This window comes from Paraliomyxa miuraensis (assembly GCF_026337845.1).
Taxonomy (GTDB): Bacteria; Myxococcota_A; Polyangia; order Nannocystales; family Nannocystaceae; genus Paraliomyxa; species Paraliomyxa miuraensis.
On record NZ_JAOVZF010000120.1, the window covers coordinates 16,992 to 31,022 of the forward strand.

At 67.0% G+C, this 14,031-nt stretch carries 21 protein-coding genes; 9 read left to right on the forward strand and 12 right to left on the reverse strand.

From position 1 onward, the window contains the following. Positions 1-66: 66 nt before the first annotated feature. Complete coding sequence (gene nhaA, locus OEB96_RS01285) at positions 67-1,428, forward strand: Na+/H+ antiporter NhaA (protein WP_266213554.1); 1,362 nt, start codon at positions 67-69, stop codon at positions 1,426-1,428. Then, positions 1,425-2,561 carry a phospholipase D-like domain-containing protein gene (locus OEB96_RS01290; RefSeq protein WP_266213555.1) on the forward strand — a complete coding sequence of 379 codons (1,137 nt, stop codon included), beginning with the start codon at positions 1,425-1,427 and terminating at the stop codon, positions 2,559-2,561. Before nhaA ends, OEB96_RS01290 begins: the two co-directional genes overlap by 4 nt. On the opposite strand, the gene OEB96_RS01295 is transcribed toward OEB96_RS01290, so the two are convergent. Continuing rightward, a complete protein-coding gene (locus OEB96_RS01295; protein ID WP_266213556.1) occupies positions 2,550-2,678 on the reverse strand; it encodes a hypothetical protein in 129 nt (42 codons plus the stop codon). The two genes, OEB96_RS01290 and OEB96_RS01295, sit on opposite strands and share 12 nt — an antisense overlap. Before the next feature lie 154 nt (positions 2,679-2,832). Between OEB96_RS01295 and OEB96_RS01300 the strand changes: the two genes are divergently transcribed. Beyond that, positions 2,833-3,195, forward strand: a complete 363-nt coding sequence (locus tag OEB96_RS01300; RefSeq protein ID WP_266213557.1) for a hypothetical protein — start codon at positions 2,833-2,835, stop codon at positions 3,193-3,195. A gap of 112 nt (positions 3,196-3,307) precedes the next feature. Here OEB96_RS01300 and OEB96_RS01305 read toward each other — a convergent pair whose 3' ends face one another. Together OEB96_RS01305 and OEB96_RS01310 are read right to left on the reverse strand one after the other, a co-directional pair. After that, positions 3,308-3,808: a sll1863 family stress response protein gene (locus tag OEB96_RS01305; RefSeq protein ID WP_266213558.1), complete on the reverse strand. Its 501-nt coding sequence runs from the start codon at positions 3,806-3,808 to the stop codon at positions 3,308-3,310. Further along, entirely contained in the window at positions 3,805-4,152 is a 348-nt protein-coding gene (locus tag OEB96_RS01310) for a hypothetical protein (RefSeq protein ID WP_266213559.1), read from the reverse strand. The genes OEB96_RS01305 and OEB96_RS01310 overlap by 4 nt, the downstream gene beginning before the upstream one ends. Before the next feature lie 516 nt (positions 4,153-4,668). Here OEB96_RS01310 and OEB96_RS01315 point away from each other — a divergent pair. Continuing rightward, on the forward strand, positions 4,669-4,866 hold the full coding sequence (locus tag OEB96_RS01315; RefSeq protein ID WP_266213560.1) for a CsbD family protein: 198 nt from the start codon (positions 4,669-4,671) through the stop codon (positions 4,864-4,866). Between the two features lie 244 nt (positions 4,867-5,110). On the opposite strand, the gene OEB96_RS01320 is transcribed toward OEB96_RS01315, so the two are convergent. Continuing rightward, positions 5,111-6,049 (reverse strand): acyl-CoA desaturase, encoded by a 939-nt coding sequence (locus OEB96_RS01320; protein WP_266213561.1) that lies wholly within the window; start codon positions 6,047-6,049, stop codon positions 5,111-5,113. A 101-nt stretch (positions 6,050-6,150) separates the two neighbouring features. Further along, on the reverse strand, positions 6,151-6,591 hold the full coding sequence (locus OEB96_RS01325; RefSeq protein ID WP_266213562.1) for a hypothetical protein: 441 nt from the start codon (positions 6,589-6,591) through the stop codon (positions 6,151-6,153). A gap of 337 nt (positions 6,592-6,928) precedes the next feature. Here OEB96_RS01325 and OEB96_RS01330 point away from each other — a divergent pair, with 337 nt between their 5' ends. Beyond that, the gene (locus OEB96_RS01330) at positions 6,929-7,444 is read left to right on the forward strand and encodes a hypothetical protein (RefSeq protein ID WP_266213563.1); all 516 of its coding nucleotides are present in this window, start codon (positions 6,929-6,931) and stop codon (positions 7,442-7,444) included. 121 nt (positions 7,445-7,565) lie between these two features. Here the strand turns inward: OEB96_RS01330 and OEB96_RS01335 are convergent, their stop codons facing one another. Next, positions 7,566-9,155 carry an alkaline phosphatase D family protein gene (locus OEB96_RS01335; RefSeq protein WP_266213564.1) on the reverse strand — a complete coding sequence of 530 codons (1,590 nt, stop codon included), beginning with the start codon at positions 9,153-9,155 and terminating at the stop codon, positions 7,566-7,568. 169 nt (positions 9,156-9,324) lie between these two features. Further along, the gene (locus OEB96_RS01340; RefSeq protein WP_266213565.1) at positions 9,325-9,549 is read right to left on the reverse strand and encodes a hypothetical protein; all 225 of its coding nucleotides are present in this window, start codon (positions 9,547-9,549) and stop codon (positions 9,325-9,327) included. Between the two features lie 422 nt (positions 9,550-9,971). On the opposite strand from OEB96_RS01340, the gene OEB96_RS01345 reads away from it, so the two are divergent. Beyond that, positions 9,972-10,106: a DUF1328 family protein gene (locus OEB96_RS01345; protein ID WP_266213566.1), complete on the forward strand. Its 135-nt coding sequence runs from the start codon at positions 9,972-9,974 to the stop codon at positions 10,104-10,106. Positions 10,107-10,117: 11 nt separating this feature from the next. After that, complete coding sequence (locus OEB96_RS01350; RefSeq protein ID WP_266213567.1) at positions 10,118-11,200, forward strand: AI-2E family transporter; 1,083 nt, start codon at positions 10,118-10,120, stop codon at positions 11,198-11,200. Here OEB96_RS01350 and OEB96_RS01355 read toward each other — a convergent pair. Genes OEB96_RS01355 through OEB96_RS01365 form a run of 3 tightly spaced genes read right to left on the reverse strand, consistent with a single transcriptional unit; the run spans position 11,160 to position 12,197 of the window. Further along, entirely contained in the window at positions 11,160-11,423 is a 264-nt protein-coding gene (locus OEB96_RS01355) for a hypothetical protein (protein WP_266213568.1), read from the reverse strand. The two genes, OEB96_RS01350 and OEB96_RS01355, sit on opposite strands and share 41 nt — an antisense overlap. A gap of 1 nt (position 11,424) precedes the next feature. Next, positions 11,425-11,781, reverse strand: coding sequence for a hypothetical protein (locus OEB96_RS01360; RefSeq protein ID WP_266213569.1), 357 nt, complete (start codon positions 11,779-11,781; stop codon positions 11,425-11,427). A 35-nt stretch (positions 11,782-11,816) separates the two neighbouring features. Then, positions 11,817-12,197: a hypothetical protein gene (locus OEB96_RS01365; protein ID WP_266213570.1), complete on the reverse strand. Its 381-nt coding sequence runs from the start codon at positions 12,195-12,197 to the stop codon at positions 11,817-11,819. A gap of 309 nt (positions 12,198-12,506) precedes the next feature. On the opposite strand from OEB96_RS01365, the gene OEB96_RS01370 reads away from it, so the two are divergent. Both OEB96_RS01370 and OEB96_RS01375 read left to right on the forward strand, forming a co-directional pair. Continuing rightward, positions 12,507-12,659, forward strand: a complete 153-nt coding sequence (locus OEB96_RS01370; protein WP_266213573.1) for an SEC-C metal-binding domain-containing protein — start codon at positions 12,507-12,509, stop codon at positions 12,657-12,659. Between the two features lie 47 nt (positions 12,660-12,706). Then, positions 12,707-12,967, forward strand: coding sequence for an addiction module protein (locus OEB96_RS01375; RefSeq protein WP_266213571.1), 261 nt, complete (start codon positions 12,707-12,709; stop codon positions 12,965-12,967). Positions 12,968-13,450: 483 nt separating this feature from the next. Here OEB96_RS01375 and OEB96_RS01380 read toward each other — a convergent pair whose 3' ends face one another. Both OEB96_RS01380 and OEB96_RS01385 read right to left on the reverse strand, forming a co-directional pair. Beyond that, positions 13,451-13,684 carry a hypothetical protein gene (locus tag OEB96_RS01380; protein WP_266213572.1) on the reverse strand — a complete coding sequence of 78 codons (234 nt, stop codon included), beginning with the start codon at positions 13,682-13,684 and terminating at the stop codon, positions 13,451-13,453. 216 nt (positions 13,685-13,900) lie between these two features. Further along, positions 13,901-14,023: an IS3 family transposase gene (locus tag OEB96_RS01385; RefSeq protein ID WP_407674603.1), complete on the reverse strand. Its 123-nt coding sequence runs from the start codon at positions 14,021-14,023 to the stop codon at positions 13,901-13,903. Between the last annotated feature and the right edge of the window lie 8 nt (positions 14,024-14,031).

Genomic DNA, 14,031 nt, shown 5'->3' on the forward strand with positions numbered 1-14,031 from the left:
GGCTGGAGTTGACGACGGCACGGGGAAGGTCAGCATGCGAGATGGGCACGGGGCGAGACAGCTGACATGGGGAGTCACGACAGTGCAGCGCTTCCGCCCGAGACGGCCGACCGATTCACCAAACCGCTCGGGCGGTTCCTCAAGATCGAGGCTGCGGCAGGCATCGCGCTGCTCGTGGCGACCTGCTCAGCCTTGCTCCTGTCGAGCTCGCCATGGTCCACTGCGTTCTCGAGCTTCTGGGAGATCTCGCTTGGCTTCCGGTTTGGCTCGTTCGATTTCAGCCGTTCGTTGCAGCATTGGATCAACGACGGGCTGATGACGCTGTTCTTCTTCGTGGTCGCCCTGGAGCTCAAGCGCGAGCTCGTGCTCGGAGAGCTCCGAGACAGGCGCAGGACGGCTCTGTCGTGCGCCGGGGCGCTGGGCGGGATGCTCGTCCCCGTGGGCGTCTATCTCGCGATCACGGTCAACGAGCCCGGTATGCACGGCTGGGGTGTGGTGATGGCGACGGACACCGCTTTCGTCATTGGGAGCCTCGCAGTGCTCGGCTCCCGCGTCCCGCCCAGTCTGCGCCTGTTTCTGTTGTCGCTGGCCATCTTCGATGACGTGGGAGCGATCCTGGTCGTGGCAATCGGCTATGGTGACGCCATCGTCTGGTCGGCGCTGGCTGTGGCTGCGCTCGGTGTCGCCGTCGTGTTCGGGATCGCGCGCATCGGGTTCAGGAGCATTCCCGTCTACATTCTGCTCGGTGCAATCGCTTGGCTCGGATTCGACGCGTCCGGCATCCATCCGACGGTGATAGGCGTCGTGCTCGGCCTGATGACGCCGGCACGAGCGTGGGTGAGCGACGTTCGTCTTCACGCCATCTTCACGCGTGTCCTCGCCTATCCAAGGGGCGAGCACTGGAGCGGGGATACGGCGGATCGCGCCGATCTCCTGCAGGCCGGCCGCGCAGCACGCGAGACGCTCTCTGCGGTCGAACAGATCGAGATGAAGCTGCACCCGTGGGTCGGCTTCGTGATCATGCCGCTCTTCGCGCTCGCCAATGCGGGGGTTTCGATCTCCAGTGCCGGACTGACGGAGCGAGTGACCGTGGCGATCGTTGCCGGCTTGGTTCTCGGCAAACCGATCGGCGTGTTTGCTTCGAGCTGGCTCGCGGTGCGCCTTGGCCTCGCAACGCGCCCATCGGACTTGAGCTGGCCCGTTCTGGGCGGCGGCGCCTTTCTTACGGGGATCGGCTTCACGATGTCACTGTTCATTGCGGGGCTGGCGTACTCGCCCGCCATGCTGCAACCGGCCAAGATCGGGATCCTGGCCGGCTCCGTGGTATCCGCCACCATCGCCCTCGTGGTGCTCGGCTGGCTGGGCCGCAAGAAGCGAACGACACGACCAACGCGGTCATCCACCGTCGTGGAGGGCTGCCGACGGTGAGCGTCGCCCTCGCGGTCGAGGTGCCCTCGGCCTCCACGAAGGAGTCGGTGGAGCTGCTCGACGGGGGCGACCAGGCCTATCCGCGCATGCTCTCGGCCATCGCGCACGCGCGAAGGAGCGTCGACTTGGAGGTGTACGCCTTCGCCCCTTCGGGGGTGGGCGCACGCTTCGTCGAGGCACTGGGGCAGGCGGCCAGCCGGGGTGTGGCGGTCCGGGTCGTGATCGACGGCTGGGGCTCGGCGCGTCGGGGACGCGCCGTCGCCAATACTCTGCGCGAGGCTGGCTGCGTGGTCCACATCTACCATCGCCTGCTTGCCTCGTTCGTCGGCCGCCTTGGTCGCAACCATCGCAAGATCCTCCTCGTCGACGACGAGGTGGCCTTTCTCGGTGGGATCAACATCGGTGACGAAAACGTGAGCGATGATTCGCGTCCGGGCTGGGCCGACTTGGCGCTCGCGATCCGCGGCCCCCAGTGTGCACGCCTCGGCGCGATGATTCGGCGCCAGCCGCTCGGCCCCGTGAGAAGCTCCCTGCGCATCCATCTGTGCGGTCTGGGAGGCGGATGGCGCTTGCGCCGGCGCTACGTGGCTGCGTTTGCCAACGCACGCAAGCGCATCCATGTCGCCCACGGCTACTTCCTGCCCGACCGCGGCATCATCCACGCCATCACGGCCGCCGCCCGGCGCGGCGTGCAAGTTCGCCTGCTGCTCGCTGGCCACAGCGACGTCCCCTTCGCGCGCGCGGCCACGAGGAGTCTCCATCGTCGCCTGCTTGCGGCAGGTGTCGCCATCCACGAGTGGAACGACTCGGTTCTGCACGCGAAGGTTGCCACCGTGGATGGGCACCGCCTCCTTCTGGGCAGCTTCAATCTGGATGCGTTCTCGCTCGCCAACCTTGAGGCGCTGGTGGAGGTCGACGACAACGGCGTCGTCCAGCAGGCGGAAGCGTGGATCCAGGAACACATCGAGCGTTCGCGCCCGATCACGTCGTTGGAGGCGAGCTCACGACTGCGCAGATGGCTGCTCGACCCGCTGGGTTGGCTCGTCGTCCGACTTGCAGACGCAATCAGTCGTATGATCGCAAGCTCGACCAAGGGCACTCGCCAATCGGGCGGCGGCGCCTCAGGGCGGTGAAGCATGCACCACAGCTGCAGTGCGCATGAGCGCACTGATGAGCGCCGTGGTGCGGGCGAGCATGACCACGACGGCCAAGTCGACCAGCAGGGCATCGAGCTCCAGCGCGATGGTCACCGTGGACCATCGTTCCCCAGCGACAACGTACTCGGGCCGGATGTACCGGGCTTGGCTCGATGAGTGCAGGGGATGACCGCGGAGAACGACCATGCCACGAAATCCGCCGATGCCCTCCTGCTCCTCAACGTGTTTGATCGCCTGTCTGTTCGCCATGCCCGCCTGCGTGTCGCGCTACGAGGTCGACACCACCTCACCCGCATACGCCGCCGATGCGCAGATCTCGGTGAGGGTGACCAAGACCGGTATCCGCGAGCTCCGCATCGAGATCGAGAATCTCGCACCGCCGGCCCGCATCGACCCATCGCTGCACGCCTACGTGGTGTGGATCTCCGTGCCTGGCTACGGGATCACCAAGGCTGGCGTGCTCGACTACGACCAAGAGGATCGCAGTGGCCGACTGACCGCGACCACGCCTCACTCCAAGTTCGAGGTGCTCGTGTCACTCGAGAGCAATCCGGCCGCGTCCGAGCCGAGCCAACAGATCGTGCTACGCAAGCTACTGGAGCGCACGTAGTCGGCAAGCCATCGCCCCGCGCCGATCAGCGACTCGAGGGTGGCCTTCGGCTCACCGACGGTGGGGACCGGTCTGGAGCGAGGGGCACGGACTCGACGCAGAAGCCGGCCCATCAGGGCTCGATCGCATCGCTGACCCACTGACGCGTCTCGTGGACCGATTCCTTCAGCTGGCCGTAGGATTCGTAGGATTTCTTGAAGCTCCCCTTGACGTCATCCCAGGTGGATTCGGTGGCCCCCTCGGCCGCGTCGAGCTGCGCCTTCGCCTCGGACCATTGCTTGCGAGCCACTTCGAGCCTGGCCTTGGCATCGGCCTTCGCTTCTCCGCTGGAGCTGTCGACCTCGGCGGAGAGTCGATCCAGCTCTTGCTGGATCTCGGCCAGCTCGCGCTTCATCTCGTCGACGAACTCGGCCTTCTGCGCGTAGGTATAGTCCTTCATCGCCTGCGCGGCCTCCTTCGACTCCCGTTCGGCATCCTCGCGGTACTCCTCCACCGACCGCTTGGGCTCCAGCCCGGGGGCCGAGTCTTCATCCTTCGTCGTGCAACCGATCGAGAGACAGGCCGCAAGACCGCACTCGATCCATCGCGTGATGCCGGGCATCGTGTGTCTCATGGCTTGGCCCCTCCAGCCATGGTCGACTCCCCGACGAAGGCAAAGCACTCTGGGGCCGCATCGAACACCATGCAGGCCCAGAACTCGGTGCAGCTCTGGTCGACGCACTCGGCGATCTTGTCGTTGGCGGCCGCTTGGTGCTCGTTGCCGCAGTCGTCCTCGATTGCGCTGCGGCAGTCGCTCACGCATGCATCCAGCTCGTCACGAGATGCGTCGTGCTGCTCACAATCGGCCTTCTTGTTGCAGTAGTCCCGGCAGGTGATGCGGGAATCGAGGTCGTCGATGGTCTCCTGGGTTCGCTCACAAGCAGAGCCCATCACGCCGATGCTGAGCATCGCCGTCATGGCGAGGATGACGCCTTTGCGCAGGGCGGTTCGTCTTGGACACATCGTCATGAGATCCTCTCGCTTTCGTGACTCGGGCCCGAAGACGCTCGGGTGGTCGATCTTCGGTCTGCACTCCTGGCGCGGAAGCGCTCCGCGCATGATCAGCGGAGCGGCGAGCGCTCGCCGGCAAACCGTGCATGTGCATGGCTCGAGCGGCCGTGTGGGCCAAGCTCCGAGCGACGAAGGTACTCGTTGACCGGCTCGAGCAACGTCTTCGACGCATGCGAGCGATCGGCAAAGCGGCGCAACGGGAAGGCCTCGTGGGGCTGGTGCAGCGCCGAGCGCACGACCCACTGCGACGACCTAGCCCGATCGCCTGCGAATGTCGATTGCTCGCCCGTCATCGCTCGGGTGGGCGGATTCGCCTCGCTTCGGCGTCGCTCGGCGCCCGATCCCTTGGCGCTCGGCATTGGCGCAGCCCATGCATTGGGGTGCGAGCACGGCGGGTCACACACCGCCAACGGAGACGAACCGATGAACTGGGATCAAGTCGAAGGCAAGTGGGAGCAGGTCAAGGGCCGCTTCAAGCAAAAATGGGGCAAGCTGACGGACGACGACCTCGCGCAGGTCAAGGGCCGTCGCGACGAGCTCGTGGGCAAGATCCAGGAGCGCCACGGCGATTCACGCGAGGCTGCCGAGCGCGCAGTGGACGAGCTGATCGAGCACATCTGAGGTCTCCACCCCCGCGTGCGTGCAGGTGCCGGCCACCTACGGCCGCACCTGCACGACCCCCTTCCATGCCCCAGACCCCTCCGACGCTCGCCACCAGTGCCCCGCACCATCGAGCGCTGCAGGATCGACCTCCGCGTCCGTGGTCCAACCCGAGCAATACGAGTCAACCGCAAGCAAGGGCCACGAGCGGTGGCATTGACCAGCCCCCTCGGAGGCATCTGGTTGCAAGCATGGCTACCGGAGGTCATGCAGGCACATCAGACGACGGGGCGCGGGAAGGCAGCACGTCGGCGCCGACTTCCTTGCTCGGGCCAGCCTCGTACACGATGGGCGAGGGCTCGCGGATATCCCAGACCAGCCCCACTGCGCTCAACGCCTTGAGGATGTAGTAGGTGAAGTCGACCTCCCACCAGAAGAAGCCCTGGCGGCACGAGGACATGTGGTGGTGATGGTTGTTGTGCCAGCCCTCGCCCATGACGAGCAGCGCCAGCACCCAGTTGTTGCGGCTGTCGTCGGGGGTGGCGTAGCGACGCTTGCCCCACACGTGCGCGAGCGAGTTGATGGTGAAGGTGCCATGCCACAAGAGCACCGTGCTGAAGCAGAACCCGATGAGTAGACCCCACCACCCCATGACCAAGAAGCAGATCACGGCGACCACCACCGGTGGCAGAAACCACAGCTTCTCGAGGATCACCAGCTCGGGGTAGCGTGCGAGGTCCTTGACCCGGCTCCAGTCGAAGCGGTCGTTGTGGTCGTAGATCCAGCCCACATGCGAGTGCCAGAAACCCCACTGCACCGGCGAGTGCACGTCACGATCTCCGTCGGAGAACTTGTGATGGTCGCGATGATGGGCCGACCACCACAGCACGCCGCGCTGGGAGCTGCTCATGGCCAGGAACGCGATCAGGAACTGCATCACGCGGCCGGTCTTGTACGTGCGGTGCGCGAAGTAGCGGTGGTAGCCACCGGTCACGCCGAACATGCGGACCACGTAGAGCACCAGCGCGAGGATCCACGCCGAAGCGGGCGCGCCCATGATCACGCCGGCCACCGCCCCTGCGATGCCCAGCACGTGGATCGCCAGGAACGGCGCGACGGCAGGCCACGCATAGTCTCGCCAGGTCCGGGCTTGCCGCCCGCTCGCGCGCGCGGACGGCGACGGCGGAATCTCGAGGAGCTTCATGGACTATTCGGTTCGTGCCGGCCACGCGGTCGCTAGGGCTCGGCCACACGCTCGACATGGACCGCGCGACGCGAGTCCGGCAATGCCGACAGGCACGCCGCTCACGTCATGCCCACCCGTACCGCGCCGTGCTGCATGAGGAATCGTTCGAAGTCGATGCCCGCTCCTTTGGCGCCAGCGATGTCCACGACCAGCGTGGTCTGTCGGTCCCCGACCTTCGAGGCGAGCTTGCCGAGCACCGGCCTGACGTCGATCTTGCCCGACAAGATTGCCGCCAGCGTTCCATAGACCCCCGCAAACAGAATTCCCATCAACACGCCCCACCAGCCAGCGATCAGCGCTCCCGCCGTCGCGCCCAGTAGGACGACGATGGGGACTCCGTACCTGACGTAGAAATGGCTGACGGCCGCCGGCCGTGGGCGCTCATCCTCGTGGAGCTGCACCTCGACGAGGTCCTCGGGTACGCCCTGGGTGACGAGCGCGTCCATGGCTTCTTGCGCCGCGCGGCGACTACGGAAGATGGCAAAGGCGGCTCGTTCCATGACTCCGGCCTACCCCGTCCTTCGATGGGTGCAAACGCGCGTCGACCAGCGCCAACATCCCCCTGGGGCGAATGAGGCTAAGTAGCATTGGCCCACAATTCAGGGTGGACCCGCGGCGTTCCAGCCGTCGCGAGGCGCTGCGGGCTGCGTTCACGGCATCGGTCCGCTCCGAGACGGAATGGCCGTGCACTCCGACGACAACTGTGCACGAGCGCTCACCCGGCAAGCGCATGTGGGCCAGGGAGGCGTCCTCGGACACGCTGGCGCCGTCCTTGCACGGCTGCACCGCTGGACCTCCCACGACACCGCTCGCCCTCCGAGGGATGCAGGAACCTCCATGCCACGAATTCATCGGATCATCTCCATCAGTGCCCTACTCGTACTCGGCGCGAGTGCTTGTAACTCCAAGGAGGACGACACCACGCCGAACGAGGCGCTCGAGAAGGCCGACCGGAAGGTCGAGAAGACCGAGCACAAGGTCGAGCAAGCCGGGCAGAAGGTCGAGCACAAGGTCGACGAGGCCGACCGAAATGTCGACGAGGAGGTCGATGCGCCGTCCGGCGATGCCCACCTCGAGAGTCGCTTCGAAGGCATCGAGCAGGAGTCCAAGGAAGAATTCGTCAAGCGCGCTCGCGAGGCGATCACCGCGCTCGAGACGGAGCTCGCCGCGGCCAAGGTCGCAAACAAGAGCGCCGAGAGCATCAAGGACATCGAGTCCAGCATCGACGAGGCCAACAAGGATCTGGACGAGATCGAGCACGGTACGACCAAGGTGATCGACGACGGCAAGGTCGGTGTGACGCTCGCCATCAACGCGGCGCGGCGAAAGCTCGACCGGTTGAACGACGACTAGTCTGGTCCGATCGAGTCATTGCCAGTCTCGAGGCCGGGGTCGACACCCGCCCCGGCTTCTTCGTCGGACTCCAATGCGGGGTGGTCCAAATCGTCACGCATCCTCGAGAGGGTCTCGGCCCTCAGCGGCGGGGCCGGGCCAGCTCGTCGATCCCCGTGAGCCGCTCGGAGCGGTCCCTACGTCGTCCGAGCTCACCGGTCTCGAACACGATCCGCGGATTGCCCTCACCGTCGTGGCTCACCAGCCGCAGACCCACGTCGACACGATCCCCGTGATCGTAGACGTCGACGATGCCTGCATTGAGGTCCCCAAAGGGGTTGTGATCCCGCCCCTCGGCCTGGCCGCGGATCAACCCCACGTCCCCGTGGCGCCCGTCGAGCAGCTCGATCCGCTTGACGGAGTGGGCGGCGCTCTCGCAGGCCTTCCTGACCAGCCATCCCTCGCGATTGGAGACCGCGCTCGAGGTGAGCTGCACCAGCTGCACGCCGCCCGAGAAGTCGATCTCGAACGCCGCACCGGCATGCACGTCGCCACCGAGCAGCACGATGCGCTGGAGGGGGTGTGCGAGGCCGTGCTCCAGCAAGATCGACACGAAGCGGTCCCGATCGCGACGACACCGCGGATGGGACCAGCGCTCGTGCAGGTCGGAGCCCTCGCTCAGCAAGTGCCCCAGGATGGTCACCAGGTGCCCCTCGATGTGCACCAGCGGGATCGGGGTCATCAGCACCAGCAGCGGGAGCTCGGCGTGGGCCGCCAGGAAGCGCTGCAGCGCACCGAGCTGTGCATCGGTGTAGACGGTCGTCACGCCGTCTACGGTGCGGCGATGCGAGCGTATGTCCATGCCCCAGACCGCGGCAGGTCCCCAGCGAAAGCCCCAGTCGAGGAAGGGCGGGCGCTCGCCGCTCGGGCCGCGCTCGTGCACACGCGCGCCTTGGTAGTCGAAGAACGCGTCGAGTGCTCCCTGGCGAACGTTGGCCCAGGCGGGCCCCTCGTGCGCGGGGTCGCTGCCGAAGTTGTCGACCACCTCGTGGTCGTCGAGCATCGGATAGCAGCAATGACTGCTCTGCAGCCGGGAGAGCTCGTGACAGCCCCAGAACACCCGGTGCCGCCGCTGGTAGAGCGCCCGCACCTCGGAGGCCGTGCAGTCCAGCAGCCGCGTGCGCCCAGGCGGAGCGACCCTTGCGAAGTACTCGTCGAGGAACAGCGAGGCATGGGCAGGACGGTCGGCGTAGGACTGGTCTCCCATCAGCAGGACGAAGCGCACGTCGGCCTCCTCATAGGCCTGCCCGACCGCGCGCAGCATCGAGTCGGCCTCGGCCGCGATCTCGCCGTGGTCGTCGAAGGGCTGATGGCACGAGAGCGCGCCAAAGCTCCACCGTGGCGGGGCACTGGCGCGATCGCGGGGCGCGGTACGGAACGCCGCATGTGCCAGCCGGCGGCCATCGAACGAGAGCTCGACCGCGTAGGCGCAATCGGGCTCGAGGTCACCCGCATGTGCGAACGAACCGGGGAGGGTCCACGCTCCGGTCCCATCGTCCACGCTCGGATCGAGCGCGACCTCGACGTCGATCACCGCGGCCTCGGCATCCGCGGGCCTGAGCACCAGCCGATGGCGGCCCGCGTGCACGCTACGCGCCCACACCCGGGCCGAGCGCGCGGTCGTGAGCCCGACCGCAACCATGTCTTGGAGCTCGACGTCACCGAACGCCATCTTGCTTCACTCCTTCGGGGCGCCACGGAGGACGGCCACTGCCTCGCCCCGTTGCCGATCCGCACGCTGGCTCTCGGAGCGGGGTGTCGTCGCGGTTGGAATCGATCGAAGCCCGATGGGCGTACGGCCACCGGGCTTCGAAGGTCGTGCAAGGCACCTGCCGTGGTGCTCAGCTCGGATGCGAGGCCTTCTTGCTGCCGTGCTCCTCCCTGCTGCCGCGCTCCTCCCTGCTGCCGCGCTCCTCCCTGCTGCCGCGCTCCTCACTCGGCTTGTCCGGTTTTCCGGTCATGGGCGTTCCACTCATGGGCTTGCCGCTGGGCTGACCGGAGCCGCCCGAGGCCTCCTTGCCCTTCTCTTCGTGTTTCTTCTCTTGGGGATTGCTGCTTGTCGTCATGATCCCGGTTCTGCGCCGAGACAGGGCGAAGGCAAGCGTGTTCGTTGGTCGGGGTTGGCCTTGGTGTTGCCTGAGTGTTGGCCTTCGATGACATCGACAGCCCGGAACACCCGGTGCGGCGGCTGGTAGAGGTCCCGTCCTCGATCAGCCGGAATCACAAGTGGCCCTGCTGCCTCTGTGCGGCGACTCGAGCAACGGTGCGAGGCGTCTGGACGGCCGTGGCCGGATCGTGATCGTGCAGCGAGCCCTCCCGCATGTGCTGTATCGCCCATCTGTCACATTGATGATGCTCATCCATCGATGGGCTAGAGCAGCACGCTCACCCGCAGCCACGACACACTAGGCGCTGACGCCTCGCAAATCCACGAGAGAATCCCGCGGCTCACGACTTGCATCCGGCAAGGGGAAGAATAGGCCCCGTCATGCTCATCATCGCCGCCATCTTCGGCTTTGGTGGGCTTGCGCTCGGAGCCGCGGGCATCGCCGAGATCATCGTCTACGCCTTCTCGTTGGTGCTCGCGGTGCTCAGCCTGCTGGCCGGGCCGCTCGAGCGCTGATCCCCATCCCCATGAACGAGCCCGATCCATCCGATCCATCCACGGCCTTCAAGCGTCGCACCGGATTCGTCCTCGTGCTCGTGACGGTCACCTTGGTCGTCCTCGGCCTCATGGTCTTGACCATGCAGATCCTCCTGCTCGCGTTCACGGCCGTGCTGGGGGGCCTGGCGCTGGGCGTTCCCACGTCCTGGCTCACGCAAAACACCCGAATGCCGCGCCTGCTCAACCTGGCGCTGGTCGTGCTGGTCTCGCTGGGCGCCATCGCGGGCGTGGGCGCCCTGACCGGCCCGGCGCTCTACGAGCAGTTCGTGCACCTGTCCCGCGAGCTTCCCCCCATGGTGCGCGCGCTGGCCAGCTCGATCCGCTCCTCGGACGTCGCTTCGGAGCTTCCCTCCCTCGAGAAGCTGATGCTGGGCTCGGGGCTGGCCGAACAGCTCACCACCGTGTTCTCGAGCATCGGAGGGGCCATCGTCGCGGGCGCATTCGTGGTGGTGGTGTCGTTGTTCTTCGCCGCCCAGCCCGACGCATACGTCGACCCCATGGTGCGACTGGTGCCTCCGCCGCACCGGGACCGCACCCGGCGCTTGCTCGACACCATACGGGTCAACCTGTGCAGCTGGCTCCTGGCTCGGTGCGTGTCGATGCTCGCGGTGGGCACGTTGACCGGGCTCGGCCTGTGGATCGTGGGCATTCCCGCGTGGGCCTCGCTGGGCCTGCTCGCCGGGCTGCTGTCGTTCATCCCCAACCTGGGACCCATCCTGTCGGCGCTCCCGGGCATCCTGCTGGGCCTGGCCCTGAGCCCCATGACCGCGGTGTGGGCCGGGTTGGTCTATGTCGTCGTTCAGGTGGTCGAAGGCAACCTCATCACGCCCTTCGCCGAGCAACACGCGGTATCGGTGCCGCCCGGGTACCTGCTGACGGTGCAGCTGCTGATGGGCTTGGCGACCGGGATCCTCGGACTTCTGGTCGCAACGCCGGTGCTGGTGGTCGTGGTGCTGACGGTGCGCGGGCTCTACGTCGAGCACATCGAGCAGCCCGACCGGGACATCATCATCATCCCGGAATCCGCAGGCAAGCGCTCGGCGCGGCCGTGATCAGCACGAGCGTGCGATGGCGGCCCGATCGCACGCCCCACCACGAGCCCACCGCGAACCCCGAGAGCAGCAGCAACGCCACGTGGCGGTCGAGCAGGTGGACGTCGAGCTTCGCCCGCGTCACGCGTCCCAGCTCGCGCAGCGCCAGTCGAAGCTCTCGTCCATCGCGACGGAGCGATGAGCGTAGCTCGACGCTCCGGTCGGAGTCGCGATCGCGATCCACGTCAGGCTTCTCCTCGCTGGGTCAGCGCCGCCGTCCTCGCCCCCGGAGCGAGGGCTCTGGGCTCGTCGACCCGCGCGGCTCGGCGCGCCACGATTCTCAGGCCCGCCGCCGCCGCGCCGAATCCCGATGCCACCAACAACAGCGAGAGCCCGATCGACATGACACGGGACAGGCTCCAGATCATGGCGGCCGTGCCCAGACCCACCGCGCAGGTCGATGTGGCCAGGACCGCGACGCGGAGCATCCCGATCCGCAACCTGCGCTCGACGTCATGGCGTAGCTCGAGGGTCCACAGGGTGAGGCGATCCTCCAGCACTCGACCGGCCGCGCTCACCACGTGGGCGAGTGCATCGGGCACGTCCGAAGCCTCGTCGGTGGCGCCCGCGTCACCCACTAGCCCTCCGTGATGATCGCGTCCACCAGGTCCGCCTTGGACATGTTGCGATGCGTGTCGATGTTCATGGCATGTGCGCGCTCGTAGAGCTCGCTGCGCGACAGCTTCTCGAGGTCGGCCCGCTCCTCCCGTCCCTGCTCCTGCTCCTGCTCCTGCTCTTGCTCCTCGCCCTCGCGCTCCACCACGGCCCGGAGCCGGGAGGCTCCGCGCTGGAATCGCTGCCGCAAGCGGCCTCGCAGCTGCGGCGCGAGGAGCATCATCACGCCCGCGCCGGCCAGGAACCCGAACCCGAAGATGCCCAGAGCGGGCAGCAGGTAGTCTCGAGCGGTCAGGCGCGGCCGAAGGCCCAGCTTTGCGAATACATCGTCTGTGGTGCTCATGTCGTCCGCGTGGCTGCACCCTAGCCAGGGGCTCCGGGGACGCAACGACGCGGAGCCTCGTCGTCGTGCTCACTCGATGTCGGGAGCGGGCTTGGCGTCGGACGTCGAGCCCCGCGGGCCTTCCCGGGCCGAGCAGAGCGGCGAGCGCTCGCCGGCAAACCGTGCGTGTGCATGGCGCAAGCGGCCGTGTGGGCCAAGCTCCGAGCGACGAAGGTACTCGTTGACCGGCTCGAGCAACGTCTTCGACGCATGCGAGCGATCGGCAAAGCGATGCAACGGGAAGGCCTCGTGCGCCACGAGCCCGAGCCCATGTCCCAGCCGTTGCTCATCACGGGCCCGACGGTCGGCGCCGTCAGTCGCCAAACGGCCAGGGTCGGACGCAATGACCCATGTCCCTGCGGCTCAGGGCGCAAGTACAAGCGATGCTGCCTCGGCAAGGGCAGCGCCGACCGCTACTGGTGACGACGCCGAGTCGCCATCACCCGCCAGACCCGCTAGGATTCCGCGCCGTGACGGCAGACACCGAGCAGCTCTTGGACGAGCTCCTGCAGCTTCCCCAAGACGAGCGTGCCGCCATCGCCACCATCCTCGCCGACAGCATCCAGCACCAAGCCACCTCGGACATCGAGGCCAGCTGGATCGCCGAGGCCAAGGGCCGCCTCGAGTCCGTCCGTGCGGGCGAGTCGACGACCATCCCTACCGAGGTCGTCGAGGACGAGCTCGATGCCATCGTCACCCGAGCGAGCCAGGCCACCAGAGCCACGGGCTGAGCGATACAGGTCCGGCTGACGCCCGAGGCTCAGCTCGAGCTTCGCGAGGCCCCCGAGTGGTACGCGCTCGCCGAGCTTCGTCGTCCCGTGCAACCAGGCCCGATCCCGGGCGTCCTCATGCCCTCCGGGACCTGTCCACGACCCAACCATTGCCGGCAATCTGTCGCGCGAGCGAGGATCCGGGCCGATCCCGGCCCTCCCCCGCCCGCGCCAAAACCCGAAGAAATCCAGGAAGGTGGCGGCCAAGTGCTCGTCCCGTCGAGTCACGCCACCCCCCTGAGGTCAGGTTCGATTCCTGTGCGCCTCCACCAAGCTACCGAAGGCGTCCTCGGCAAGTCACGCGCTCGGGCGCCACCGACGTGCGACCCTGCTCGACCATATCGGTCACACCGTGCGCTCACGCCGCTGCGCGCAGTCCGGAATCAGGCCGAACTCCGGCACCACGCACGCCAATGTCGTAGGGCCGGTGGGGCGCTACGGGCGTCAGTCGTCGAAGACCTCGGTGAGGTTCGTGGCCGTGATGGCGCGCTGGAACCACCGCCGGAACAGCGACTCGTCCTTGCAGCCGGCGACGCGTTCACGCAGCGCATCGGTGAGCCCGAGTTCACGGGAATCGAGCAGCTGCTCCAGCATCTCAGCCAGCATCTCAGCCTTGCCCTCGGCCTTGCCCCTGAGCATTCCGTCGGCGATGAGCTCTTCTCGGATGGTGGCGTACAAGTGGCGTGTCTCCGGGTTGAGGGACCCTCGATGATAGCGCGGATCGGGGTCCGTGTCGGAAAGGGGTTCCCCGGAAGAATTCGTGAGCCGAGGGACGGTGATCCGCGCCCGAGCCGAGCAACTCGCAGCGGTGAGAGGGACGCGCGGGCTCGCGGTCGCTGACTCGAGCGCGACGGGCTGAGCCCTGGAATTCCCCCGAAAAAGTGGACACCCGGTTTACGCCACTTCAGTCCTCTCCAGGTTCTCGTAGTATCGCCGCTCGTACTCGAGGGGCGACAGGTAGTCGAGGCTCGAGTGCCTCCGCTTCCCGTTGTAGAAGATCTCGATCCACTCCGCAATGGTCGTCT